Origin of the sequence: Actinotignum timonense (genome assembly GCF_900155575.1) — a bacterium.
Classification (GTDB): domain Bacteria; phylum Actinomycetota; class Actinomycetes; order Actinomycetales; family Actinomycetaceae; genus Actinotignum; species Actinotignum timonense.
Window position 1 is genome coordinate 675,057 of record NZ_LT706966.1, and the last position, 24,860, is coordinate 699,916.

Consider the following 24,860-nt stretch of genomic DNA (forward strand, 5'->3'; position numbering starts at 1 on the left):
GCCTGGCCCTGCCCTTCCTCGCGCACGGCGGCTCGGCGCTGCTCACGAATTGGATTATTATCGCGCTGCTCATCCGCATGTCGCACACCGCGCGCCGCCCCGAAGAAGCCCGCCCGCTGCCCACCACCGACGAACTCGCGATCCGGCGTGGGAACGCTGACGGCGGGAAGGATGAGGGCGACGACGACGCGCGACGCGCCCCGCGCGGCGCGGGGAGCTCGGCCGGTGGCGTGCATTCGGCCAACGCAGCTAACTCGCCTACCGGGGAATCCCGGAACTCAACGGCCGGCGGCGCTCGCACGGAGGTGGTGCGCCCGTGAATCGCCCTATCCGCCAGCTCGTCGCGGTCCTCGCGGTCATGTTCTTAGGCTTGGCCGGCTCGACCACCGCGATCCAGTTCTTCCAGGCCGCCAGCCTGAATGCCAACGCGTGGAATGTACGCACGCTCTACCGCGAATACGGCACCCAGCGCGGTCCCATTATCGTGGCCGGGGAATCCATCGTCTCCTCCCAGCCCATCGACGATGCCTACAATTACCTGCGCGTCTACGAGCGCCCGGAGATCTACTCGAACCTCACCGGCTACTACTCCATCGCCCATAACTCGATGACGGGCTTGGAACGCGCCATGAACCCCGTGCTGGGCGGCTCGGATTCCTCCCTGGCAGGTCAGCGTATCGAAGAACTCATCACCGGTTCCCAACCCCAGGGCGGGGGCGTTGAGCTCACTATCGACCCCCAGCTCCAGGAGGCCGCAGCCGCCGCGCTGGGTAACCAGCGCGGCGCCGTCGTCGTACTTAATTCCCGCACCGGAGATATTCTGGCGCAGGTCTCCACGCCCGGATTTGACCCGAACGGCGTAGCCACGCACGATACCGCGGCCGCGCGCGAGAACTATCAGGCCCTCGAAGCAGACCCCACCACGCCGCTCATCGACCGGGCCACCGGAGGCGACCAATACGCGCCCGGATCCTCCTTCAAACTCCTCACCGCCACCGCGATGATTGAAAACCTCGGGCTCACCCCCGATTCGCTGGTCGAGGCCCCGCGCACGTTCGTGCCACCGGGAACCACGCACGATATGTGGAATCCCGGGCAGGCCGCCTGCGGGGACGGCTCCGGGCAGGTGAAACTCACCGAGGCTTTCGCGCAATCGTGCAATACCCCGTTCGCGATTGGCGGGATCAAGGTGGGCCCGGAAAAAATGGTGGCGCAGGCTGAAAAATTCGGCTTCAATAGCGAACTGGCCACCCCGCTACCTGTGTCCGCCTCGCGCTTCCCCGCGCCGGAAGATGCCGCCGCGCTCGCCATGGACTCCATCGGGCAGCGCGATATTCGGGTCACGCCGATGCAGATGGCGATGGTCGGGGCGGCGATCGCTAATGATGGCGTGGTCATGAAACCGAATCTGGTGCGCCGCACCCTCACCGCGGACCTTGAGCCCGTGAGCGAAACCGAACCGGAAGAGCTCTCCCGGGCGATGAGCCAGCAAACCGCGGGCTATATGCACCAGATGATGGTTGATGAGGTCAAGCACGGCACCGGGTACCTCTTCACCCTCCCCGGGATTGAAACTTCCGGGAAAACCGGGACCGCGGAAATCACGAACGATATTCCCCCGCACGCGTGGTTCGTGGGGAATGCGACCATTGGGGACACGGCCTATACCGTGGCCGTGATCGTGGAAAATTCTGGCAATGCGGTGTGGAATGGCGACGGCGGCTCCGTTGCCGCACCCCTTGCCCGCACAGTACTTGAAGCTAAGGTGAACTAAGCAGATGCTCAGCAGAAAGGTGACGCGACGTGAATGATATCCCCCGCGTACTCGGCAACCGCTACCAGGTGGGCGACATCATCGGTCGAGGCGGTATGGCCGAAGTACATCTCGGCTACGATACCCGGCTCTCACGCACGGTAGCGATTAAGATCCTGCGCACCGACCTGGCGCAGGATGCCACCTTCCTGGCCCGTTTCCGGCGCGAAGCCCAATCCGCGGCCGCGCTCAACCATCCCTCCATCGTGTCCGTGTACGACACCGGCGAGGAAACCGTGACCTCCGCGGGCGGCACCGAGCTGGCGCTGCCCTATATCGTGATGGAGTACGTCAAGGGCCGCACCGTGGCCTCCCTGCTGCACGGCGGGGACCCGGTGCCCATCGGCGAGGCCGTGCAGATCGTGGTGGGTGTGCTCTCCGCGCTGGAATACTCCCATCACGAAGGCATCATTCACCGCGATATCAAGCCGGGCAATATTATGCTCACCACCGGCGGCAAGGTGAAGGTCATGGACTTCGGGATCGCGCGCGCCATCGCCGATTCCGCCGCCACCATGACGCAGACCAATTCCGTGGTGGGCACCGCCCAGTACCTCTCCCCCGAGCAGGCGCGCGGAGAAGTGGTGGACGCGCGCTCGGACCTGTACTCCACCGGCTGCGTGCTCTACGAACTCCTCACCGGGCGCCCGCCTTTCGTGGGCGATAGCGCGGTGGCGGTGGCCTACCAGCATGTTTCGGAAACTCCGAAGCCGGCTTCCCAGATCGCTTCCGATATTCCCGATGCCATCGACCGCGTGGTCATGAAATCCCTGGCGAAGAGCCGCGAGGACCGCTACCAGGACGCCGCCGAATTCCGCGCGGACCTGCTGGCGGCGGCGCGCGGGGAAGGCGTGGACGCCCCGGCGGTTTCCTCGTGGAACGCGTACGGGGCGGGGGCGAATGCCGCGACGGCCGCAACCGCAGCCACGCAAGCTTATTCGCCCGCTAACGCACGCCCCGCTTCCACTACTGCTTATCCCACCGCGACTGCCGGAAGCCCCGGCGGTGCCGCGGGCGGTGCGGGTGCCGGCGCCGGTGCCGGTGCAATTTCTAGTACGACGACGCAGCCGGGCGGCGCGCCCACCTACCCAGGCGGGTACCCGACGGGCGCCTATCCCGGGGCTTACCCCACGGGCAGCTACCCCACCGGGAGCTATCCGGGCTACGACCCATCGGCAACCGGAGCGCAACCGCCGGTGAAGAAGAAGTCCAGCGCGCCCTTCATTTGGGGCGGGGGAGCTTTGCTTGTTATCGCGCTGGGGGTTCTGGGCTGGTTCTTCCTCTCCGGCCGCGGTGATTTCGCCGGGCCGCAGACCACCGAGACCGCGGGGGGGGGNGAGACCGCGGTGGCGCAGGTGACGATTCCCGATATGACGGGGTGGACCGAGGTGCAGGCCAGCCAGCAGCTAACCAGCTTGGGCCTGGAATTCGTGCGCGGCACGGATGTGTCCAGCGATACCGTGGACAAGGGGCTGGTTGTATCCTCCAACCCGGCGATGCGGAGCACCGTGGATGTGGGCAGCCGGGTGACCTTGCACTTCTCCTCCGGGCCCTCGGCCGTGCAGGTTCCCGATGTGGTGGGGATGAGCACGGATCAGGCTTCCCAGGCGCTGCGGGCGGCCGGGCTGACCGTGGGCGGTATGGAGCAGGTCAATGATCCGAGCGAGGACCGCGACCGGGTGGTGTCCACCAGCCCGAATGTGGGTGAAAGCGTGAAGCCGGGCAGCACCGTCAAGCTGCAAGTGGCCAGCGGCAATGTGGCGGTTCCGGATGTGCGCGGAATGAGCGTGGATGAGGCGCGGGCGGCGCTGCGCGATGCTCGCCTCACGGTGGTGGGCCAAGGCGAGCAGGAAGTCAGCGACCCGGCCAAGGTTGGCAAGGTTGTGGACGCGAGCATCGCCCCGGGCACCGTGGTGCAGCGCGATACCGAAATGCGCATTACCGTGGGCATCGCCCCGGCGCCCACTCCCACCCCGAGCGCTCCGCCGGCCGGCTCAGGTTCCGGCGGCTCCGGCTCGGGCGGATCGGGTGGCTCCGGCNGCGGATGGCAGGTGGTGATGGTGAGGATGCGCTGCGTGGGTGCCTCTTCCGGATGATTCGGCACCGGGGCCAGCACGCCGACCTGCGTGGGCGGCACCACCTCGTGCTCGCCCACCTTGTACACGTAGTAGGCGTTCTTGGTTTGCACGATGATCGGGTCGCCGGGCTGGAGTTCGGGCACGTCGCGCATGGCCGCGCCGTAGGTCTGGCGGTGCGCGGTGATCGCGTAATTGCCGACCTCACCCACGTACTGGGTATCCGGGTAATGCCCGAAGCTCCCGGTATCCACCACGGCTTCCAGGTCCACGCCGTATTTGACAGTGTAGCGCCAGTCGGTGCCGAAGCGCGGGATATAAATAATGCCTTCCAGGTCCCCTGTGCGATTCACGTGGTCCGCGGCCGGCGGGGCATCCGTGCGCGGGGTCCCCACCTTGGTGGCCCCCCGCGGATCGCCCCATTGCTTATTGACGTTCTCGATCTGCTGGGCCTGATCGCGGTTCGCGCCCAGGTCAGTCCAGTACACCTGCCACACAATAAAGAGGCCCACCACGATTCCCGCGGTAATGAGCAGCTCACCAATCACGCCGATAATGGCGTTGAGGATGCCGCCGCGGCGCCGCGCGGGTGCGGCCGGCCGGGTTGCGGTGAGGGTGGCGGTGGCGGCCTGNACCGGCCGGCCGGGGACCGGGTCACTCGCGGCTGGCGGATCTGGGCGCTGGTGACCGGGGCCCGGTCCTGCCGGCTGGGGATCGAGGCGCTTGTGCCGGGGACCGAGCCGTATTGATGAAGGTTCAACAGCACGCCCGTAACAGGGTGCACATCTACGCACCATTTTGGCCCGATTTCTGCTCTGAGTTTGCACTACGCGCCCCCGACCGTCCGGAATTTGCACTATGTTTACCCCGGACTCGGTGACGAGCCTCCATCGCGAACAAAGTGTACGTAGGTGACAGTTTTTCCCTGTTTTATTGTCAGGGATGTACATTCTGTGGCCTATACGGTTCAGAATGCACGGTTTGTGCCCTGCTTAGGCCGCCGGCTCGGCCCGGAAAACAAAGTGGGTGTAAGAGCACCGTTTTCAGCCGGTTTTATGTTCCTTATGCCCATTCTGTGGGAGACAGTGTCCGGAATGCCCATTTTGTTGCCCTGCTGGAGCATCGCTGCCCCGCGGCCGGCGGTGCGGGGTATGTTTTCCGGCATGTACTGCAAATGTTGTACGAGCGAAGTACAGCTATGAAAACACATGGCCCCTCCGCAGGGGCTGGTGAGGCGCCCGAGGCAGATGTGACTTTTGCCGAACAAAGTGGTACTCCAGAACAGAAAACCGGCCGTTGGTTGTAGCTCCAGTACCACTTTGTTTCCATAGGTGGCCCGACGCCGAGTTGAGCCGGCTTAGCAACGGCTTAGCACCGACTTGGAGCCAGACTCGCGCGAGCTACTGGCTGATGGTGGTGTCCTGCGGGCGGAACACGGCATTCACCCAGGGGAAGACCCACTCGAACAGCGCGAAAACAATCGCGGCGATGATGATGAGGGCCTCGATGACCTTCAGCCACGTCGGGCCAGGCAGGTGCCGCCAAATAAATCCGTACATTACGTGCTCCGTTTCTCTGCTCTTAACGAGGACGATTCTTGATGGGCGCGGGCCCCGTGCGGTTTGGGCACCCGCGGGACTTCGTGCGGGCGAGTGGCCACTTCGCGAGGGAAGCGAAAGGGCGCCCGCGCGCCGCGCCACCGGCGCGCCATCCCAACCCCGCACCGCACCGGCCNAACATGACAGATCAACAGTACGACGAACCCGAACTTTCGGAAGCCGCCGGCAGCGCTGCCCCGGCTCGGAAGTCGCGCAAGAGCGCTGCGCCCTCGGCGAAGGATGTGCGCCGCCCCGGCACCAAGCGCGATATTGAGGCGCAGGCCAGCCGGGAAAAGGAAGCGGCCAAGCGCTCCCATAAGGTCGCGCAGAAGGATCGCCGCTCGCCGAGCTGGTGGGCGCCGGTGATGTGCACGCTCATGATTATCGGGCTCATCGTGGTGGTGCTGGCCTACGTGACCGGCGGCCGTTTCCCCATTCCGGGGTGGAATAACGGCAATCTTTTCCTCGGCTTCGGGTTCATGATCGTGGGCTTCCTCATGACAATGGGGTGGAAGTAGCCGATGGGGAAAGCAGTGAAGCGGGTCGGTATCCTCACTGCCGGCGGTGACGCCCCCGGGCTCAATGCCGCCATCCGCGGTTTCGGGAAAGCCGCGATGGGTAAATACGGCATGGAGCTGGTGGGATACCGCAACGGTATTACCGGGCTTGTCAATAACCGCTATATGCCGCTCGATTCAGATTCCCTGGCTGGGATTTTGACGCAGGGCGGCACCATGCTGGGCACCTCGCGCGATAAGGTCCATAAGTTCCCGGACGGTAACGGCGGGTATGTGGATATGATCCCGCAGATCGCCCAGAACCTCGAAGATGAGCATATCGACGCGCTGGTGTGCATCGGCGGGGGCGGAACCGCGAAGAACGCGAACCGGCTGGCGCAGGCCGGGCTGCCGGTGATCCACCTGCCGAAGACCATCGATAACGACATCATGCACACGGACACCAGCTTCGGTTTTTCGACGGCGCTGTCCATCGCCACCGATGCTATCGACCGGCTTCATTCCACCGCCCACTCCCATCACCGCATTATCGTGGTGGAGCTGATGGGGCATCGCGCCGGGTGGCTGACGCTAGGCGCCGGGATCGCCGGAGGTGCAGATATTATTCTCATCCCCGAGATTCCGTATTCGATTGAGTCCTGCGCGGCGTCGATCCGGCGGCGGGCGGAGAACGGCCGGCCTTTCTCCGTGGTGGCCGTGGCCGAGGGCGCGCATTCGATTCCGGTGGCGGCGCAGCTGGCTGCCGCGAATGACCTGGTGCGCCACGCCCCGACCCCGGAGGCGAAGGAGGCGGCGAAGAGCCACCGGCGTTCCATTGAGGAAAACGAGCGTGAATCGACGTTCCTGGTGGCGCAGCAACTGGAGGAAGCCACCGGGCTGGAAGCGCGCGTGACGATCCTCGGCTACGTGCAGCGCGGGGGTATTCCCGACGCCGCGGACCGGCTGCTGGGAACCGTGCTGGGAAGTGCGGCAGCCGATGTGGTGGCGCACGGGAAATCTGGCGTGATGATCGCCTCCCAGAACGGGCAGGCCGTGCCGGTGCCGCTGGAGGACGTGGCCGGGAAGGACAAGCTGGTCCCGGTGGATCACCCCTGGGTGGCCGCGGCGCGCGCCGTCGGCACGAGCCTGGGTGAGGCGCTCTAAGCGGCGCCCCTTGCGTGGCTGACCACGCCGGCGTGACTTACTTTCTGGCGTGGCTGATCGCCGAATTGGCGTGATTCGACATAAACGTGGGCCGGAAGTTCGGGAATTATCCGAGCTTTCGGCCCACGTTGCATTGTGCGAGGCGGTGGCTAGCCGCTAGCGCCAGCCGGCGCTACGCGGGCGAACTTAGCGCCGCACATTCGTGCCTAGCGCCGCACCGCCGGGGTATCGGTTCCGTTGCCGTCCCAATCACCCACGTACAGCTCGTCACTCACGCGCCCGTAGGTGAGAACGGAATCGGCGTTCCCGGCACCCAGCGAGTTCTTGACGTAAATGGTGTTGCCGCGGCGCACCGCAAAGGTATCGCGGCCATCGCCATCGAAATCACCCAGGATGGTGGCATCGCCAGCCCGGCCGTAGGCGAATACATGGTCCGCGATGCCCGAAGCGATGTGGTTCTTCACGAAGTAAGTGCTCCCGCGGCGCACGGCGAAGGTATCGATGCCGTCGCCGTTGAAGTCACCGGCGTACACGGTGTCTCCGTAGCGGCCGTAGTTAATAACCTGGTCCGCGTTCCCGCTGTGGAGGGAATTGAGCACGTAGAAGGTGTTGCCGCGGCGCACCGCGAAGGTATCGCGTCCATCGCCGTCGAAATCACCCACGAGGATCTCATCGCCCACGCGCCCGTAGCTGAAGGCAATATCAGCGGCGCCGCCATCCACGGAGTTCTTCACGTAGATCATGTTCCCGCGGCGCACCGCGAAGGTATCCGTGCCATCCCCGTTCCAATCGCCGACGAGCACTTCATCGCGCGCCCGGCCGTAGGAGAACACCGAGGATGCCTGCGTGGATGTCCAGTCGTTCGACACGTAGAAAACATTGCCGGTATCGGCCGGGCGCACCGGGGTACTGATCTGGTTCACCCGCTCCTGGGCGCGCAGCACCTCAGCTTCGGCCTTCGCGAGCTTGGCGATGAGATCGCCAGCTTCGGCCATCTTGGCATCAACTTCCTTGAAACGCGCCACGGCCTTTTCCCATGCCTTTTTGGTTTCCGGGAGATTCTTCTTTGCCTTGACCGCGCCGTCATATTCGGGCTTCACAACGACATAAACGAGGCGAGCGGTTTCAAGTTGAGAACGAGCGGCATCGAGCTTGGCCTGGGCTGCCGGGTCTTCCTTGCCGGCGTTCGCGCGCTGGAAAGCGTCCTGCGCTTCCACCACCGCGCGGCGGGCTTCAGGGGTCCCATGGGTCATATTTTCCCGCGCGCTGCCGATGTATCCGTCCAGGCGAGCCAGGTACTCCGCGGTGGTGTATCCGGGCAGGTAGCTCTGGCTAAACCGATCTCCACGCCCGAATGTATTGCCAAAGAAGTACGTGGGATGCGCATCGTAATCCGCGATGGCGAAGCCGGTCACCACATATTCCGACTGAATAATATTGAGGTAGTGCCCAATCTTCGGATAATCGCGCACGCCCCGGTCATACTCCGCTTTCTCCTGGTCGTACCACATGGTGAAGGGGTCCCCGCTGCGGCTGGGCATGGCAGCGATATTCTCGCCGTAGTTGAAACCACCCACGTGATCGAAGAAGCCGCCGTGCACATTCACATTGGCATTGACCTGGGCGCGAGCCATAAGAGCGGAGGAGATCTTGAGCGGGGCGAGCCCGTGGCGTGCCCGCAGCTCATTGAGCTTATTCACGCGCTGAATCGAGTCCCGCATGAGGTCCAGATTGGTGGCATCCCCGGGCTGCCCGAAGCGGGTGTATTGCGGAATCGGAACGTCGTTGATGGTATCCGTTTCAGAAAACACTTCGACCGCGGCTTTATCCCCCATGGCCTCGAAGAATCCGAGCGATCCGCGATTCCAGCGGGCCTGGGCTTCCTTCTTGGATGCTTCGAGCGCAGCGTTGGCATTATCCATCTGCTGCTTTGCCGCGGCCACGGCCGCCGGATCGGGCTGGGTAGCTGCATCGTATTCTGCCTGGGCCTGGTCAAATGCACGCTGCGCTGCCGCCAGTTGGGCCACGGCGTCATCGTATTTCTTCTTGATTTTTTCAAAGTCTTCGACCGCACGCTTTTCTGGGACATAGCGCGCTTCCCAGGTGCTGCGCTCCATATCAGCCTTGGCCCATTCCTGCGCGAGCTCGCGCGCTTCGGCCACGTCAATTCCCTTGGCTTCCAATTCAGCGACGACCGCATCGCGATCTTCAATAGCTTTCGCCAGGCACGCCCGCAGCTGGTCCGGTGACATCATCCCCGCGTTGCAGACCAACCGGGCTGGCTCGTTCGGGGTGGCAGCCGGCAGGGCGTGGACTGCCAGCGGGGCGAGAAGCGTTCCCGCCAACATGAGTGCTGTTGTGCGCATATATGTCTCCTTCGATCAGCGCTATGCTCCCAGGTAATTTTCAGAATATATGCATACACATTCAAAAATAAGTGACCCTGCGCACTGTCGCAAAGTCGCCGGGGCACGGCCCAGTGCACCACCCGGCCTACTCGCCGGCACGCGCTTGCGCCCGGGCCAGCACAGCTCGGCGCACACACCCAGCTCAGCGCCCCGTTATCCCCAACCGGGGATAACCCTGTGGATAATTACATCGGTGTTATTTGGGTGCGGATTGCGAAGTGGCGGCGTCGTCGTAAAAAGAAAGAACGACGGCGCAGCTTGGCGTGCCCCTACCGGTACCCGAAGAAAATCGCGGCCACCAGGAATGCCGCGCCGAGCAGCAACACCGCAATATCGCGGGCGGTGAGCGCGCGGGAGACGTGGCGCCGGCGCGAAATAATCGCCATGAGCAGTGCGCCCATGAGGAGCCCGCCCACGTGAGACTGCCAGGAAATATTGGTGCCGGGCAGGAAACTGATCGCGAGGTTGATGGCGATGACCACCGCCATTTGGGTGAAGCTGCCGCCGAAGCGCCGCAGCACCACGAACATCGCCGCGAAAATGCCGAAGACAGCGCCGGATGCGCCGACGGTGCCGGTGTAGTAGTCGATGTCGGTGGAGACGGTGTAAAGGACCATGACGTTGCCGGCCACAGCGCTGAGCAGGTACAACCCCAGGAAACGCCACCAGCCGATCATGCGCTCGAGCACCGAACCGATCAGCCACAGCGCATACATATTGAAAAGCAGATGCGTGAAGCCGGCGTGCATGAAGGTGGAGGAGATGAAGCGGTAGGGCTCCTCGTGGGCGATGCCGGGGGCGAAAATGAGGACTTGCCCCACGCGGGCGTCGAGCCATTGGGCCAGCAAAACCGCCACGTTAACCACGATCAGCGTGATGGTGACATAGGGGACGGGTTTGCGGATCTGAAGACGGCGCTTCTTGGGAACGTTGTGCACTTTCGGCCTCTCTGCGCGGTCATCCCGCTCGACAACTCTGAATCAAGCGTACCGGACGGCGCGCGGGTGTGACCGGGTGGACGGGACCGGATAGGGGCGGAACCGGGCGTACCCCGCGAGCTCTCAACTCAACACTCAACTCAACACTCATGTATGTGAGTGTTAAGTTGAGTGTTGGGATGAGTGTTGAGTGAGTGTTCCGGTTAGCTAGGCCGCGAGCGCAACTAAGCACCAGGTTGAGCGAGGCGGTAACGCTGCTTTGGACTTGTCTTAGGCTCGGTGCGCTGCACCTGCCCCTCGGTCACCAGGGTATTGAGCACCGCCCGGGTGCCGCCCAGGCTGATCCCGGCAGCGCCCGCGAGTTCGCGGCTGGTAGCGCTGGCGTGGGTGCGCAGATATTCAAGAACGCGCTCACGCGAGGACGTTCCCGCCGCGGCACCCTGCTCCGCGGGGGTCATGCGGCGGCGCTCGAAGGTGAGGCTGAAACTATCCAGCCGGTCGACAGGCCGCGCCGGCGGAAGCATTTCCCGCTCCAGCTGAGTCATGATTTCCTGGTAGCCACTTCCCCGGTTTTCCGCCACAAAACCGCCCTCCTCGAAAGGCGTGGATTCCAGCAGCCGCGCCAGGAATTGGTTGCGCGTGGAAGACAGCCCGGTTGTACCCAGGGAATCAATGGTGACCGTGCCGAACAGGCCGCCCGGATTGATCACTTCCAAACGATCCGCGTAAAGGTTCAACTGCACCTGGGTGCCGCGCGCCACCGGCGAATAATCGCGATGCATAAGCGCATTCGTGAGCGCTTCGCGCACCGCAACGAGCGGATAATCCACCAGGTCATGGCGGAAAGCACCGCGCACCACGCCACCCACCCGCATATTTTTTGCGACGACGCCGACACCGTCGGCCACCAGGGCGGGAATGGGACCCGCCAGCGTCCCCGAGTCTAGATGCCGCTGCCCGGAAAGCGACGAAGCTTTGGTTGATCCCGGGTATACCGCGTAGGTGACCGTGAGGCGGGGGAAGAATTCCTGGGGATACGTGCCTAAGCAGAGCAGGCCAGCCAGAGTGGGATGGCGCTGCCCATCCGGGCCGGTGCCGATAATGCGCAGCTGCTCCATCGCGGTTTCATCCGGGAGTTTCCCGAAAATGCGCGGGTGGTTGAGGCGTTCGCGTTCCAGAACCGCGTGGAGGAGGTCCGGGTCTAGGGAATCAAGGCTGGCTTCTTCCACCAGGTCGGTATCCCAATGCGGCTGCGTTTTGTTTTCCAGCAGGCGATCAATTTCGTAAGCGGAAAGTTTGCGGTCCCCATCGCCGGTGCGGATATAGGAGCCCCCGTAGACATTGCGGGCGGTGACATAGCAGGGTTTATCGCGCGGCTGGAGGCGCATAGCGCCATCCTACGAGCTCTCAACTTAACACTCAACTCAACACTCATGAATGTGAGTGTTAAGTTGAGTGTTGAGTGAGTGTTCCGGTGCGTGGCCGGCAGCGCGGCCCGCAGCGCAGCCGGAAGTATGGCCCGCAGAGCGGCCGGCAGAGCACACAAAAGCGGGGCGGTACCTGCGTACCACCCCGCTCATCACGTATGCGGAATTTTGCGTATTGCTTAGTCAATAACCTCGACGGAGGAAATCACCACGTCATTGAGCGGGCGATCATTCCCGCCGGTGGGAACCGCGGCGATCTTGTCCACAACCTTGACGGATTCCTCATCGGCAACCTTCCCGAAGATGGTGTGCTTGCCGAGCAGCCACGGGGTGGGAGCCACGGTGATGAAGAACTGCGAACCGTTGGTGCCCTTACCGAAGCGGGTCCCGGCATTGGCCATGGCCAGCACGTAGGGGGCGTCAAAGTTGAGGCCGGGAGCGATTTCGTCGTCGAACGTATAACCGGGACCACCGGTGCCGTTACCGAGCGGATCCCCGCCCTGAATCATGAAACCGGAGATCACGCGGTGGAAGATCGTTCCGTTGTACAGCGGATCGGTCGAAGCCTGACCGGTGGCGGGATTGGTCCATTCGCGTTCACCGCGAGCTAGTCCGGTGAAATTAGCGACCGTTTCGGGCGCTTCGTTCGGGAAGAGTTCGACGCGAATATCGCCTTCGCTTGTGTGAAAAATTGCTTCCATGCGCTCAAGTCTCGCACACCTCATGGTTTTATGCCACGCGAAAAGCAAACGTGATTCACGTGACAAATGGGGGGCGAAAAGTGAAACAATAGAGGGGTACTCAATCGCAGGAGAATTCTGTGGTTCAACGGTAGGAGGTCAACGATGGCTTGTGGACGAAGCCGCGCGGACAAGCGGGCCAAGAAAGCGCAGCGGGAGGTTGATGCCATTATGGCGAAGATCGATGAGCTGCGCGGCCAGGCCGAACGCACCGCAAAGAAAGCCCAGCTCAAGGGGAAGCGGAATCAGAAGAAGTGGGAGCACAAGGCAAAGAGCGCCGCGTCTGATTTCCAGGATTACGCCAAGCAGGCTGGCGAACGCCTGAGCGATTACGCCAATCAGGGTTACGAATGGGCGGCACCACGCGCCCAGGAGCTGGCCGAAAAGGCGAAGCCGTACGTGGAGCAGGCGAAGGCCGTGGGCAACGATCTTGCGGAGAAGGCCAAGCCCTACGTGGAGCAGGCCCGCGATAATGCTTCGGAGTTCGTGGAGAACGTCCGCAATGATTACCTCCCGCGCGCCCAGCGTGCCCTGCATGCCGCGGCGGAGGCAGCCAAGGGTGAAGGTACCGTGGCCGAACGCGGTCAGAAGATCGCTCGGGTGGCCTCGCGTGAGATTCAGACTCCCGAACCGGTGAAGAAGTCCCGCGGGAAGGGCCGGGTTTTCGGTACCATCGCGCTGGTTGGCGGCCTCGGGGTTGCGGTCTACTACCTGTGGAAGCGCTCGCAGCCCACGGAGGATCCCTGGGCGGAGGCCTACTGGGAGGACGTGGACGGCGTGAAGGCTCCCGCGGAAGATGCGAAAGATGCCGCGCAGGCCGGTGCTGAGGAAGTTGCGGAAACTGCGGAAGATGTTGTGAACGACGCCGCAAGCGCAGCCGGCGACGTGGCCGATAAGGCCAAGCGTGCTGGCTCCCGGGCTGAAGATGCCGTCAAGGACGGCGCGCATGAAGCCAAGGAGGCGGCCGAAGATGTTGCCGATAAGGCCAAGGAAGCCGCGCAGCACGCGGCTGACCAGGCCAAGGACATCGTCGAAGATATCGCGGAGAAGTAGAGTTTTCGGGGAGGGCTCATACCTCCTGGAGGGCTCACGCCTTTGCGGAAACTAGAGCGGCAATAGCGGCCGGCGGTAGCCGCAGTAGCGAGCGCGGCTCGGGCATCGAACGGCCCGGGCCGCGCTGCTTTATATCTGCTTTGTGTTCGCAGGTGCTGCGAGTCAGCTACTCCGCGGCCCAGCTATTCTCCGGCCAGCAGCTCCTTGACCCGCGGGATCACCTCGGTGCCGAAGAGCTCGATGGAGGAGAGGTTCTGCTCGTGGGGCTGCGAGCCGTAGGAGACCTTGAGGTCGTAGCGGGTGGCGCCCAGTTCGCGCATGCCGGTGGCGATTTTGCGGGCCACCGTTTCCGGTGAACCCACCGCCAGCGCCCCGTTTTTCACCTCGTAAAGGTATGCCTCCCGCGACGGCGGGCGCCAGCCGCGCTCCCGCCCGATCCGGGAATTTGTTTCCACGTAGAAGTCGAAGAAGTCAGCCACGGCTTCCTCATCGGTGCGAGCAACATAACCGTAGGAGTGGTAGCCGACCTCAGCTGCGCCGTCGTTCCCGAACTGCTCCCAGGCGCGCCGGTACAGATCCGTGAACGGAACAAAACGCGAGGTGGGGCCGCCAATAATGGCGAGCATCAGCGGGAGTTTGTAATGCGCGGCGCGCACCACCGATTCCGGGCTACCGCCCACGGCGACCCAGGTGGGCAGCGGACCGTGTTCGAGCGGCGGGTAGAGGGTGACGGCGCGCAGCGCCTGCGTGTGCGGGCCGCCTTTCCAGGTGACGGGTTGGCCGTTGCGGGCGAGGAGTTCGGTGAGCAGGGAGAGTTTTTCGTTGAAGAGATCTTCGTAATCGGCCAGGTCGTAGCCGTACAGCGGGAAGGATTCGGTGAAGGAGCCGCGGCCCACCATGAGTTCGGCGCGGCCGTTGGAGAGGGCGTCTACGGTGGCAAAGCGTTCGACCACGCGGACCGGATCGTCCGAGCTGAGGACGGTGACGGCGGAGGAGAGGCGGATGCGCTGGGTGCGCGCGGCAATCGCTGCGAGGACCACATCGGGGGCGGGGATCGCGTAATCGTCGCGATGGTGTTCACCGATATTGAAGATGTCGACGCCGACCTCTTCGGCGCGCACCGCTTCGGCCACCACATTGCGGACCACCTGGGCGTGGCTGAGCTTGGTGCCGGAGGCATCGGCGGTGACGTCACCAAAAGTATCGATTCCGAAGGTGTAGGTCATATCAGGTCCTTTCGAGGGCCGGGTGAGAGCCGGTGGCGCGTGGGGTATCGGGCCGTACCCCCACAGGTATCCGGAGCGCATAGGGCCGCGCTGCCGGTGACGCACAGGTACCCGGAACGCGCTGGGCCCGTTGCGCGGGGCCGGTGGCACGCGACTAACCAGTAGCGCAAGCCACCGGTCTGAGCTTAACCACAGAACGAGCCGGAGTCACCCACTGATTGAACTCTACACTACTTGACCGAAGAGCGCTCCGATACCGAAGGTGAGGGCGAGGCCGAGGGTGCCGCCTACGGCGGTGCGGATGGTGGGGCGCAGCGGTGGGACTTGGCCGATCCAGGCGGCGATCCAGCCGGTCAGTGCCAGCGCGGCCACGGTGACCACGAAGCAGATCGGGGCGATGGCGCCGAGTGGGGCGAGCAAGCTGGCCGCGAAGGGAACCGCGCCGCCGGCGAGGAAGGAAAAGAAGGAGGAGAAGGCGGCGCCGAAAGGAGAGACGATGTTGTTTTCTATGGCAGGTTCACTCACCCCGGCACTCCGGCATACCACATCCGCACGGCGTGCCACATCTACCCGGCGCCGCAGTGCGTCGAGTTCGGCATCGCGTTGTGATGAGACGGAGATGTATTCGCCCAAGGCCATGGATACTGCTCCGCCGATAAGGGCGGCGAGCCCGGCCAGCAAAATCGCGGTACTTGAGGCCCGCGCACCGCCCATGGCGATGACCACCGCGGCCACGGAGACGATGCCGTCATTCGCGCCGAGCACCCCGGCCCGCAGCCGGTTCATGGCCTCAGCTCCCAGCACTCCCGGGATACCGGGAGCGGTATCGCTGGCATCTGCGCGACACGTGTCGCTATGCTTCAATTCACATGCTTCAATAACACACTTCCCCATAATAATTCCCTCCGTTGGTTGCGTTGCTATTCCTATTGTTATGCGGGAATTGTGGAAAAGATAGGAAGGTCAGGCTACGCTCACGTGGCTATAATGCATTTCATTTTCGGGCGATCTGGGGTGTGCCTCGCTGCCGGATTTCGACTGGGCTCGCTATTCCCGGGAATACTTCGCCGCGCGCTTTCCGTTCTTTTTTCATGAACACCACTGCGCAGAACGACCGCGACCTGATCGGCCTGCTGGGCGCGGGCAAGCTCGGCACTGCTATCGGGCGCTTGGCCGCGGAGGCGGGTTTCCCGCTGGCGGTGAGCGTGCGTCCGGGTAATCCGCTCTACGATCTCACCTTGCCGACCTTGCTGCCCACCGCTCGCCTAGTTTCTTTCGAGGAGCTGGCTCGCACCGCGGATATTCTTATTCTGGCGTTGCCGCAGCCCGCGCTTGCCTCGATTGATTTGAGTGGGGTGCGCGGCATCGTTGTTGATGCCACGAATGCTTGGGCGGCGACTGATGGCACACATGCCGACAACCTCTCTGCTAGCGGAACCTCAGCTACCAGCACCGCACCTGACCACGCCGCCGCGAATACCAGCACCACGCCCACCCAAAACACCACCGCCGCGCTGCAAGCGCGTTATCCGGAGCTGGCTATTGTCAAGAGTCTCAATCATGCGGGTTATACGGAGTTGAGCGCGGAGGCCCGCCCGCATGGAGCGCCGGGGCGGCGCACGGTGGCCGTTGCGGGGGACGACGCCGCCGCGCGTTCCCGGGTGGCCGCTTTTATTGATGCGATTGGTTTTGATCCGGTGGAGCTTAGCTCCGAGCACGCGCCGCTGCTGGAGCCAGGTGGCGTGGCTTTCGGGCAACGCCTGGAGCTGGCCGATTGGCCGGCGAATATCGTGGCAACCCGCCGCTAGACCTACCGCGAAGCCCGCCGCCACGGATACGACCGAACTCCTCCGGCGAATCCCGGAGCTCAGCGCGCCTAAGGGCGCACGCCTACGTTGATAAGGGGCGGGGTGCCGGTAGCTGCGCCGTCGTACACAAGGTAGTAGGTGTAGGTCGCTGCGCCATTCTCAACGGCCGGGTTGTCCGCGGAAAAGACGCACAGGATGTCGGTGGGGCGCGGTTCGCTATCGCCTTCGCCGGGCACTTTTCCACTAAAGCGATCGGTTTCTCTTATGTACCCGCCGGTGTCTTTCACGTGCCCGCCGCTCACGGTGGTGCTCAACGGTTCGCGCGCGTTACACCCGCGGAAAACAGGGTGTGCGGCGGCGGAGGCAGTGCGCCGTTCTTCATCCGCGAGGCGCGGATCGCTGGTGAGTTCGGGGAGCAGATCTTCCCACTCTGAGCCGGCCGCGGCGAGGGTTTGCCGGTCAGCCTGCGCGCGCTCTTCGGTGGGAGCGGTCACGGAATGCCCGCCGTCGAACTGGAAGGACACCTCCCCGGTCTGCACGAATTCGGAACCGTTCCACACGAAATTCACGGTGGTGGAATGCGGCGGATACGCGCGTTCCATTGCCCGCGTTACGCCGCCGACCGGCGTATAGGAGGTGTACGTGATGCGCGCCTGGCCGGCCTCAAATTCCATGGAACTCACGTTGAAGGACCACAGGCCGTCGTCATCTTGGGCGATGCGGGTGCCGCGAATTTTTTCGGCATCATCGTGGGTGCGGTTCCCGATGGCGGAAACGAGCCTGAGGTTCGCGTCGTAAATCCCGATGGTACCGATGGCCGGGTCCCCCACCCCGCAGGACATCGCGACCGCGCGATATTCCACACCTTCGAGCACGAGCGGCTCGGTGAGGTGAATGGTTCCCGGCTGCATCCCCGTTTCGCGATCCGGAAGAATCTTCCCGTGCGCCACGGTTACGGGCGCGGGCGGGTTGCGTTTGCTGTAACACACATCCGGAAGGATGTACGTGCCGTTGCGCATTTCTTTATCCGTGGGGCCGGGCACCGGCGCGGGGCTAGTTTCCGCCGCGGTACCGGGCGACGACGCCGCACCTGCCGCTCCGCCCGCCTGAGCTGATGCCGTTGCGGTAGCCGCGGGGCCACCCGCCGGGGTTGAGGAAGTTCGCCCGTTGAACCACCACAAGAGCCCCCCAGCCACGCCAAGTACACGCACCAGAAATGNCACCAGCCACGCCAAGTACAAGCACCAGAAATGCCGCAATCAGGGACGTGCGGGTGGCAAGGCTGCGGGGTTCTTGCCGAGTTAGGGCTCCGTTGTCGCTCATGCCATCAGTTTACCGGGCGGCTACGACACGATTTTTGGCGGGAACGGTTGAGACCCGTTCACTGCAGAGTCTCCGACTACATCGGCTCTGGCACGGGTGCGGTTGTGCCATGGCGAGGTCTTTTTCGCGTAAGTGTTTCGTGGTGATGTGGAAGGCGCCGCCCGTAAAGAAACTCGCCTAGGATGGCTAATATTACCGTTCCAATTCCGAGGAGGACACGTGACTCGACGTCCCAGTATCCGCGAGGTGTCACAATTAGCCGGGGTGTCATTAGGAACTGCCTCCAACGTTCTCAATCATCCGGAACGGGTTTCCGACCACACACGCAAAAAAGTCGAAGCAGCTATTGAGAAACTCGGTTTCATTCCCTCCGAAGCCGGGCGCCGCTTACGTAAAGTCGATTCCAAATTGGTGGGAGTCCTAGTTCTTGACGTCGCCAATCCATTTTTCGCCGCTGCCGCAAGCGCAATTGAAGCCCGTTTGGCAGAAGAATCATGTTTTCCCGTTATCGGCTCAACCGGGGGAGATCCTGATCGCGAGGCCGGCCTGCTTCGTCTCTTGCTCGGGCAAGAGGTTCGCGGAATTATTTTGACGCCATCTTCCGGTGCCGAAAAAAGCTTGCATCTGCTCGAGACTCGCAGAATACCCCTCGTTCTGCTTGATCATCCGGCTCTCAAGGACGGAATGAACGCGGTTTCAGTTGACGACACCAGGGGAGCTGAAATTGCCATTGAGCATCTTCGAAGCCTCGGCCACCACCACATTGGCTTTATCAACGGCTCAGCTAAAGTACGGCAAGCTCAGGCGCGACGAATCGGGGTGCGCCAGACCGTCATGAAATCCGATGACCTGCTGACCTTGGTGGAAATCAGCGCCGAGCGTTTTGATGCGGCAAGCGGGGAACGCGCCATGACGAAGCTCCTGTCCTCCCACCCGGAAGTTACCGCTGTTTTTTGCGCCAACGACTCCCTTGCCATCGGTGCAATGCGTGCTGCCAGGCGGCATCATCTTTCTATACCGCGCGATATGTCCATCATTGGCTTTGATGATATTGACGTTGCCCGTGAACTCATCACTCCGCTCACAACGGTTCGGCAGCCGATGGAGCAACTGGGAGAAACCGCAGCTCGCCTTCTTCTGGAGCAACCCGCTGAAGCTCGAGACATTGCTTTTATTCCTGAGCTGGTAGTTCGAGAATCGACGGCACCTCCGCGCCAGCCCGCTAATTGATACTCGAAAGTGGTGTTATTGCGCCCTTACTGCTCCCTTTCTTTGGGTAGCGCAGCCGCGCGAATAAGCAACCAAACTGCGTTTGCTCAGAAGCAAACAACGTTTGCCACTTGACGTTGAAACGTATCAAACGTAGTATTTCATTACGGATTGAAACCTTTCAATCCTTCAACGAAGGAGTTGACTTATGGTTAGCACCCCGACTGTTGACCAGATTTTGAATGACACGACGCAGAAGTCTGATTCAAGATGTGGCTTTGTTTTACGAGTCCGCGAAGACAAGTTGGATGAATACCTCCAAGCGCACTGCCATGTATGGGAAGAGATGCGCGACGCCTTGTCACGTTCCGGCTGGCGGAACTACTCACTCTTCGTCGATCCGGAAACCGCCGTCGTTTTTGGCTATTTCGAAGCTGATGACGTGTGGCAAGCGATGAACTGCATGGAGAACGAGGAGATTAACACCAAGTGGCAAGCCGAAATGGCCCAGTACTTTGTACAGCCCGACGGCGGCACGAACTACTTCTTGTCCCAGTATTTCTATCTTCAGTGACATCTGATTTCAACGGAGAGAACATGTCAAAAAAGCCATTAACCGGATGGAAGGCAACGATTGCCGTTTCCATGTCCAATTACATCGACTCAGGGTCCATTATTGCGATTGCAACCTCACTTGGTTTTTGGGGTGCCGCATACTTCCCTGATGACAACGGCAGAATCGCGGGATTGCTCGCTGCTTTCAGTTCCAATGCTTTCGGTGCCGCCATCGGTGCTCTTATTGGCGGACCGCTCTGTGACAAATACGGGCGAAAAGTTATCTACACCTACGACCTCCTCGTCTACGCGCTGGGTGGACTTATTGTGGTCTTCGCCGGTAACCTCCCGATGCTCTTCATAGGCTTCGTCATAATCGGACTCGCGGTAGGTGCATCAGTTCCAGCAGGATGGACATATATTGCGGAATTTGCGCCAACCGAGAGTAGAGGCAGACATATTGGGGCAACCCAATTGGCCTGGTCATTCGGACCGTTCATCGGTTTCGGTCTCGCGAGCGCCGTGACACCCCTGGGGTTGCTCGGGTCCCGACTCGTTTTCGCCCACCTCGTGGTTATCGCTCTAATTACCTGGTATATCCGCCGAAATCTGGAAGAATCGGAGGCTTGGCAGCAAGCCAAGGGTGGCTCCGAAACCAAACCGCCGTCGATGTTCCAGTCCTTCAAGGCACTGTTCTCCTGGAAGTGCAATATCCGCGCACTGGTCTTCCTCGCGGTTATCTACACCTGCTGGAACCAGGCCGCTTCGCAAAACGGTATTTTCCTCCCGACCATCCTCAATAGCGTTGGCTACGACCAGCTGGCCTCGAACCTCTTCTCTATGCTCTCGTGGGGCGTGGTCATCATCGGCACGGTCTTCTTCATGTACTTCGTGGACACGATGCCCTACCGCACCCACTTCTTTATCGGTGCCGTTCTGGCAATCGTTGCCTGGCTGATCCTCATCTTCGGTCCTTCCGATTCCGCCTTCACCGCTTTCGGTTACGCGATCATCTGGGGTATTTCGGCTGGTCCTTCCGCCCAGGCCTTCTACTCGGTGTGGGCACCGGAACTCTTCGCCACTCCGTACCGCGCCGGTGCGCAGGGAATCATCTTCTTCCTGGTGCGAGTCGCATCCGGCCTTATTTCCCTTATCTTCCCGGTCATCCTCCAGTGGGAGAACGGACTCATGATCGACGGACTGATCCTTATCGGATTCCTCTCGATTTCTCTCATTGTTGGCACCCTTGGTGCACCGAAGACCCAGGGCAAGTCGCTCGAGGACATCGAGATTGAGCGGTACGGGCGAGTTGTTTCAGCTGCGTCGTCGAAATAAAACCGCAAAGAAATATTGAGAAAGGAACAGACAATGGTGAAACTCAGTGATCTCAGCGCGAAGAACCGCGAGATCCTCGAACGTCAAGATGTTGAACTCCCCTCGTGGGCTTTCGGAAATTCCGGCACGCGTTTCCGTGTTTTCACAACGCCCGGCGTCCCGCGCGATCCCTTCGAGAAGGTCTCCGATGCGGCGCAGGTGAATGCCTATACTCACGCTGCCTCGAAAGTTTCCCTCCACATCCCGTGGGATCTCACCGATGATTACGATGCCTTGCGTAAGCATGCGGAGGACCTGGGTGTAACAATCGGGACGATTAACTCGAATGTTTTCCAGGACGAAGATTACAAGTTCGGCTCCTTGTGTAACGTAAACCCGAAGATCCGCCAGAAGGCCATCGATCATCACAAGCAATGCATCGATATTATGCGCAAGACCGGGTCGAAGGACCTGAAGATTTGGCTGGCTGATGGCACCAACTACCCCGGTCAAGATTCCATTCGGGAGCGTCAGGATCGGCTGGCGGAATCGCTTGCGGAGATTTACGCCGAACTCGATGACGATATGCGGCTGGTCCTGGAATACAAGTTCTTCGAGCCGGCTTTCTACCACACCGATGTTCCCGACTGGGGCACGTCGCTTGTTCAGTGCCAGGCGCTGGGCGAACGCGCCATGGTGGTTCTTGATACCGGCCACCATGCTCCCGGCACCAATATCGAATTCATCGTGGCCCAGCTGCTCCGAGTAGGACGCCTTGGTGCATTTGATTTCAATTCTCGGTTCTATGCCGACGACGACCTTATCGTCGGGGCTGCCGATCCGTTCCAGCTCTTCCGCATTCTCAATGAGATCGTCGCGGCCGGTGCCCTGGATGAAGGATCGCCCGTGAACTTCATGCTTGATCAGTGCCATAACTTGGAAGAAAAGATCCCGGCTGAAATCCGCTCCGTGACCAACGTGCAGGAAATGACCGCGAAGGCTCTGCTCGTGGATCGCGATGCTCTCAAGGAAAAGCAGGTAGCCGGGGATGTTCTCGGGGCGAATGACATTCTCATGGATGCCTTCTACACGGATGTGCGCGGCCTCCTGGGCGAATTGCGCGAGTCCCAAGGTATCGATCCGGATCCGATGCGGGCCTTTATGGAATCCGGCTATCTGGAGAAGATTCGGAAGGAACGGGTTGGCGGAACTCAGGCAAGCTGGGGCGCCTAATTCTCCCGCTTCCCTGCGGAGCCTCACTAACCATCCAGCGCTGAATTAGTGAAACTATTGAGCGCCAAACCAGCTTCGGGCCGAGCTCGTACGGGCCCGGCCCGAAGCTCCAATGAGGAATGTGGGTAATGAAAACTTTTGTTGCTATCGATTTAGGTGCTTCCTCCGGCAGAGTCATGACCGGCTCCATTGCTGACGGAAAACTAAAGTCGACAAGCGAAATCACTAGATTCCCAAACGGACCTATCTGTGTTCCAGGAGCCGACAGGAATAATCTTTTCTGGCCACTGCTCCAGGTGTGGGAGCATATTTGCGCCTCGCTCAAGACTTTACGCGAAACGCCTATCGAATCAATTGGCGTGGATAGCTGGGCGGTTGATTACGGCCTGCTCGGCGCGGAAGGCGGACTCATCAGTCCCCCCTTTAGCTATCGCGATAGCAGGACTCAGGGCGTTCCTGAAACACTGTATTCCCGCTACTCTGCAACGGATATTTACACCCATAACGGCCTGCAAAACATCGATATCAACACAATTTTCCAATTGCTCGCAGCTGCTCAAAGCGCAGACTATCGGCCGGCCGTAGAACAAGCAGAATCACTCCTGCTCCTGCCAGACCTCGTCAATTATTGGCTTACCGGAAAAAAATATGCGGAGATAACAAATGCTTCTTCAACGGGCTTCGTCAATCCCCGCACGAGGTCCTGGTCGCCCGAGATCACTGGCATATATGAGGAGATATCCGGCATTGATATCTCCGCGAAACTACCCGAACTCATCGAGCCCGGAACTCGAATCGGTGCTATTCGGCCTGAGATGTGCGATCTACGTACTCAGAACGGAGAAATCACTCCGGTGGTGGCGGTGGGTAGTCATGACACCGCGTCAGCGGTAGCAGCCGTGCCCGCTAGTGAACACAAAAACTTCGCTTTCATTTCGTGTGGGACGTGGTCATTGGCTGGACTTGAGTTAGATTCGCCGATTCTCAGTGAAGAATCGCGGCAAGCTAACTTCACTAATGAGCTCGGTGTTGATGGGACCATCCGCTATTTGAAGAACATTATGGGTATGTGGATCTTCAACGGTTGCGTGGCCCGATGGAGAGAAACCGATCCCAGCCTTTCGATTGCTCAGGTCATTTCCCTTGCGGCCGCAGCACCGTCCCTTCGCACGGTTATCGATGTCAATAACCCGATCTTCGCAACACCGGGAGATATGATCGCGCGAATTGATTGCCTGGCTGAAGCAAGTGGACAACCGCGCCCCCGGGATATTGGGGAATATGCCCGTTGCATCACCGATTCCCTAGCTCTTGCACATGCCCACACCATCGAGCAGGCTGCCCGCCTTGCGCAGGTGGATATAGATGTCATCCATATCGTCGGAGGAGGATCTCAGAACAAATTACTGTGTCAGCTAACTGCCGATGCGTGCGGACTTCCCGTCGTCGCAGGCCCCACGGAAGCAACGGCGCTTGGAAATCTTTTACTCCAGGCACGAACGGCTGGTTCGATATCGGATTCACTTACCTCGCTGCGTGAGGTTGTGCGTGCATCGACCGAACTCACCAGCTATACACCCCAGAACAATCACAGCGTTTGGCAAGAAGCCCGACGTCGAGTTTTCTAATAAGGATGGAGAGACCATGACTTCTCAATTAACTGTTGACGCCCTCCTGGAACAAATGGGAGTGACCGGACGTCGTCTTGACCACCTGCACGCCGCGGAAGCTGGCGCCGGAAATATCTCTATTTCCGTTGATTGGGATACCGATCTCGAATCAGTTTTCCCGGAGAAACAGGCCAACGTGAAGCTTCCCTGGAAGGTACCTGCTCTGGCGGGACGAACGGTGTTCGTGACCGGATCAGGATGCCGTTTACGTGAAGTAGCTGACGCACCCGAAAAGAATGTTTCGGCCTTCATTGTGGACGAAGGCGGGGAAACCGGTACCTGGTACACGCATCCGAACAAGGCGTATCAGCGCCCCACGAGCGAATTCAATTCGCATCTTGCAGTGCATAACGACCAGGTGGCTCAGCGCGGCGTGAGTTTCCAGGCTATTGTGCACGCGCAGCCTCCGTACCTCGTTGCCCTCTCACATATTCCCGAGACTCTGAACAACAAGGATTTCAATCGCATGATCTTCCGGTGGGAGCCGGAAACCATCGTTCAGGTTCCCGAAGGGATCGCCGTGCTCGAATTCATGGTTCCCGGTAGCGATGAACTTATGGAGAACAATGTGATCGGACTTCGCGATCATCGCATCGCACTCTGGGCCAAGCACGGAATTATGGTTCGTTCGGATTCCTCCGCGCTTTCTGCGGTCGATACCATCGAATACCTCGAAACCGGCGCCATGTACGAACACATGAACGCCGCAAGCGGTGGAAAGGGAACCGGCCTCAGTGATGACGAAATCCACCGGGTCGTATCCGCATTCAATGTGAAAACAGATATGTACTAAAAGGTACGAAATCCGA

At 61.1% G+C, this 24,860-nt stretch carries 20 protein-coding genes and 2 pseudogenes; 13 read left to right on the plus strand and 9 right to left on the minus strand.

What is annotated here, in order from left to right:
• The 3 genes and pseudogenes from CZ322_RS02820 to pknB all read left to right on the plus strand — a co-directional run.
• Positions 1-320, plus strand: a pseudogene (locus CZ322_RS02820) (FtsW/RodA/SpoVE family cell cycle protein); the annotation flags it as partial.
• Entirely contained in the window at positions 317-1,774 is a 1,458-nt protein-coding gene (locus CZ322_RS02825) for a penicillin-binding transpeptidase domain-containing protein (protein ID WP_087070129.1), read from the plus strand. The pseudogene CZ322_RS02820 and the gene CZ322_RS02825, both read left to right, overlap by 4 nt.
• A 29-nt stretch (positions 1,775-1,803) precedes the next feature.
• A complete protein-coding gene (gene pknB / locus CZ322_RS02830) occupies positions 1,804-3,909 on the plus strand; it encodes a Stk1 family PASTA domain-containing Ser/Thr kinase (RefSeq protein ID WP_087070130.1) in 2,106 nt (701 codons plus the stop codon).
• Here the strand turns inward: pknB and CZ322_RS02835 are convergent.
• Together CZ322_RS02835 and CZ322_RS10080 are read right to left on the minus strand one after the other, a co-directional pair.
• Positions 3,906-4,838: pseudogene (locus CZ322_RS02835) on the minus strand (class E sortase); the annotation flags it as partial. The gene pknB and the pseudogene CZ322_RS02835 sit on opposite strands and share 4 nt — an antisense overlap.
• A gap of 450 nt (positions 4,839-5,288) precedes the next feature.
• Complete coding sequence (locus CZ322_RS10080; protein WP_169719563.1) at positions 5,289-5,447, minus strand: hypothetical protein; 159 nt, start codon at positions 5,445-5,447, stop codon at positions 5,289-5,291.
• Positions 5,448-5,626: 179 nt separating this feature from the next.
• Between CZ322_RS10080 and CZ322_RS02840 the strand changes: the two genes are divergently transcribed.
• Both CZ322_RS02840 and CZ322_RS02845 read left to right on the plus strand, forming a co-directional pair.
• On the plus strand, positions 5,627-6,004 hold the full coding sequence (locus tag CZ322_RS02840) for a cell division protein CrgA (RefSeq protein WP_026428941.1): 378 nt from the start codon (positions 5,627-5,629) through the stop codon (positions 6,002-6,004).
• A 3-nt stretch (positions 6,005-6,007) separates the two neighbouring features.
• Positions 6,008-7,147 (plus strand): 6-phosphofructokinase, encoded by a 1,140-nt coding sequence (locus CZ322_RS02845; protein WP_026428940.1) that lies wholly within the window; start codon positions 6,008-6,010, stop codon positions 7,145-7,147.
• Between the two features lie 206 nt (positions 7,148-7,353).
• Here CZ322_RS02845 and CZ322_RS02850 read toward each other — a convergent pair whose 3' ends face one another.
• The 4 genes from CZ322_RS02850 to CZ322_RS02865 form a co-directional block, all read right to left on the minus strand.
• Complete coding sequence (locus CZ322_RS02850; protein WP_087070131.1) at positions 7,354-9,513, minus strand: CAP domain-containing protein; 2,160 nt, start codon at positions 9,511-9,513, stop codon at positions 7,354-7,356.
• Positions 9,514-9,824: 311 nt separating this feature from the next.
• On the minus strand, positions 9,825-10,493 hold the full coding sequence (locus CZ322_RS02855) for a rhomboid family intramembrane serine protease (protein WP_087070132.1): 669 nt from the start codon (positions 10,491-10,493) through the stop codon (positions 9,825-9,827).
• Between the two features lie 224 nt (positions 10,494-10,717).
• Positions 10,718-11,881, minus strand: a complete 1,164-nt coding sequence (locus tag CZ322_RS02860; protein ID WP_234984432.1) for an ATP-binding protein — start codon at positions 11,879-11,881, stop codon at positions 10,718-10,720.
• Between the two features lie 218 nt (positions 11,882-12,099).
• Complete coding sequence (locus CZ322_RS02865; RefSeq protein WP_087070133.1) at positions 12,100-12,621, minus strand: peptidylprolyl isomerase; 522 nt, start codon at positions 12,619-12,621, stop codon at positions 12,100-12,102.
• 144 nt (positions 12,622-12,765) lie between these two features.
• On the opposite strand from CZ322_RS02865, the gene CZ322_RS02870 reads away from it, so the two are divergent.
• Complete coding sequence (locus CZ322_RS02870) at positions 12,766-13,713, plus strand: hypothetical protein (protein ID WP_087070134.1); 948 nt, start codon at positions 12,766-12,768, stop codon at positions 13,711-13,713.
• Between the two features lie 182 nt (positions 13,714-13,895).
• Here CZ322_RS02870 and CZ322_RS02875 read toward each other — a convergent pair whose 3' ends face one another.
• Together CZ322_RS02875 and CZ322_RS02880 are read right to left on the minus strand one after the other, a co-directional pair.
• A complete protein-coding gene (locus CZ322_RS02875) occupies positions 13,896-14,939 on the minus strand; it encodes an LLM class flavin-dependent oxidoreductase (protein WP_087070135.1) in 1,044 nt (347 codons plus the stop codon).
• Between the two features lie 225 nt (positions 14,940-15,164).
• Positions 15,165-15,803 carry a VIT1/CCC1 transporter family protein gene (locus tag CZ322_RS02880; RefSeq protein ID WP_234984433.1) on the minus strand — a complete coding sequence of 213 codons (639 nt, stop codon included), beginning with the start codon at positions 15,801-15,803 and terminating at the stop codon, positions 15,165-15,167.
• Positions 15,804-16,030: 227 nt separating this feature from the next.
• Between CZ322_RS02880 and CZ322_RS02885 the strand changes: the two genes are divergently transcribed.
• Positions 16,031-16,747 (plus strand): NADPH-dependent F420 reductase, encoded by a 717-nt coding sequence (locus CZ322_RS02885; RefSeq protein ID WP_101595736.1) that lies wholly within the window; start codon positions 16,031-16,033, stop codon positions 16,745-16,747.
• Positions 16,748-16,815: 68 nt separating this feature from the next.
• Here CZ322_RS02885 and CZ322_RS02890 read toward each other — a convergent pair whose 3' ends face one another.
• Complete coding sequence (locus CZ322_RS02890; protein WP_234984434.1) at positions 16,816-17,766, minus strand: hypothetical protein; 951 nt, start codon at positions 17,764-17,766, stop codon at positions 16,816-16,818.
• A 523-nt stretch (positions 17,767-18,289) separates the two neighbouring features.
• On the opposite strand from CZ322_RS02890, the gene CZ322_RS02895 reads away from it, so the two are divergent.
• From CZ322_RS02895 to CZ322_RS02920, 6 genes are all read left to right on the plus strand, one after another.
• Positions 18,290-19,300 (plus strand): LacI family DNA-binding transcriptional regulator, encoded by a 1,011-nt coding sequence (locus CZ322_RS02895; protein WP_087070139.1) that lies wholly within the window; start codon positions 18,290-18,292, stop codon positions 19,298-19,300.
• A gap of 187 nt (positions 19,301-19,487) precedes the next feature.
• On the plus strand, positions 19,488-19,853 hold the full coding sequence (locus tag CZ322_RS02900; protein ID WP_016442073.1) for an L-rhamnose mutarotase: 366 nt from the start codon (positions 19,488-19,490) through the stop codon (positions 19,851-19,853).
• 23 nt (positions 19,854-19,876) lie between these two features.
• On the plus strand, positions 19,877-21,169 hold the full coding sequence (locus tag CZ322_RS02905) for an MFS transporter (protein WP_026428932.1): 1,293 nt from the start codon (positions 19,877-19,879) through the stop codon (positions 21,167-21,169).
• 33 nt (positions 21,170-21,202) lie between these two features.
• Entirely contained in the window at positions 21,203-22,381 is a 1,179-nt protein-coding gene (gene rhaI / locus CZ322_RS02910) for an L-rhamnose isomerase (RefSeq protein WP_087070140.1), read from the plus strand.
• Positions 22,382-22,509: 128 nt separating this feature from the next.
• Positions 22,510-24,009, plus strand: coding sequence for a rhamnulokinase (locus CZ322_RS02915; protein WP_087070141.1), 1,500 nt, complete (start codon positions 22,510-22,512; stop codon positions 24,007-24,009).
• Positions 24,010-24,025: 16 nt separating this feature from the next.
• Positions 24,026-24,844 (plus strand): class II aldolase/adducin family protein, encoded by an 819-nt coding sequence (locus CZ322_RS02920; protein ID WP_087070142.1) that lies wholly within the window; start codon positions 24,026-24,028, stop codon positions 24,842-24,844.
• The last annotated feature ends 16 nt before the right edge of the window (positions 24,845-24,860 follow it).

Coding starts and splice junctions, on each gene's coding strand:
- CZ322_RS02845 (WP_026428940.1), top strand. CDS start 6,008: ATGGGGAAAGCAGTGAAGCGGGTCGGTATCCTCACTGCCGGCGGTGAC.
- CZ322_RS02870 (WP_087070134.1), top strand. CDS start 12,766: ATGGCTTGTGGACGAAGCCGCGCGGACAAGCGGGCCAAGAAAGCGCAG.
- CZ322_RS02900 (WP_016442073.1), top strand. CDS start 19,488: ATGGTTAGCACCCCGACTGTTGACCAGATTTTGAATGACACGACGCAG.
- CZ322_RS02840 (WP_026428941.1), top strand. CDS start 5,627: ATGACAGATCAACAGTACGACGAACCCGAACTTTCGGAAGCCGCCGGC.
- CZ322_RS02915 (WP_087070141.1), top strand. CDS start 22,510: ATGAAAACTTTTGTTGCTATCGATTTAGGTGCTTCCTCCGGCAGAGTC.
- rhaI (WP_087070140.1), top strand. CDS start 21,203: ATGGTGAAACTCAGTGATCTCAGCGCGAAGAACCGCGAGATCCTCGAA.
- CZ322_RS02850 (WP_087070131.1), bottom strand. CDS start 9,513: ATGCGCACAACAGCACTCATGTTGGCGGGAACGCTTCTCGCCCCGCTG.
- CZ322_RS02885 (WP_101595736.1), top strand. CDS start 16,031: ATGAACACCACTGCGCAGAACGACCGCGACCTGATCGGCCTGCTGGGC.
- CZ322_RS10080 (WP_169719563.1), bottom strand. CDS start 5,447: ATGTACGGATTTATTTGGCGGCACCTGCCTGGCCCGACGTGGCTGAAG.
- CZ322_RS02890 (WP_234984434.1), bottom strand. CDS start 17,766: ATGCGCAACGGCACGTACATCCTTCCGGATGTGTGTTACAGCAAACGC.
- CZ322_RS02860 (WP_234984432.1), bottom strand. CDS start 11,881: ATGCGCCTCCAGCCGCGCGATAAACCCTGCTATGTCACCGCCCGCAAT.
- CZ322_RS02905 (WP_026428932.1), top strand. CDS start 19,877: ATGTCAAAAAAGCCATTAACCGGATGGAAGGCAACGATTGCCGTTTCC.
- CZ322_RS02875 (WP_087070135.1), bottom strand. CDS start 14,939: ATGACCTACACCTTCGGAATCGATACTTTTGGTGACGTCACCGCCGAT.
- CZ322_RS02865 (WP_087070133.1), bottom strand. CDS start 12,621: ATGGAAGCAATTTTTCACACAAGCGAAGGCGATATTCGCGTCGAACTC.
- CZ322_RS02920 (WP_087070142.1), top strand. CDS start 24,026: ATGACTTCTCAATTAACTGTTGACGCCCTCCTGGAACAAATGGGAGTG.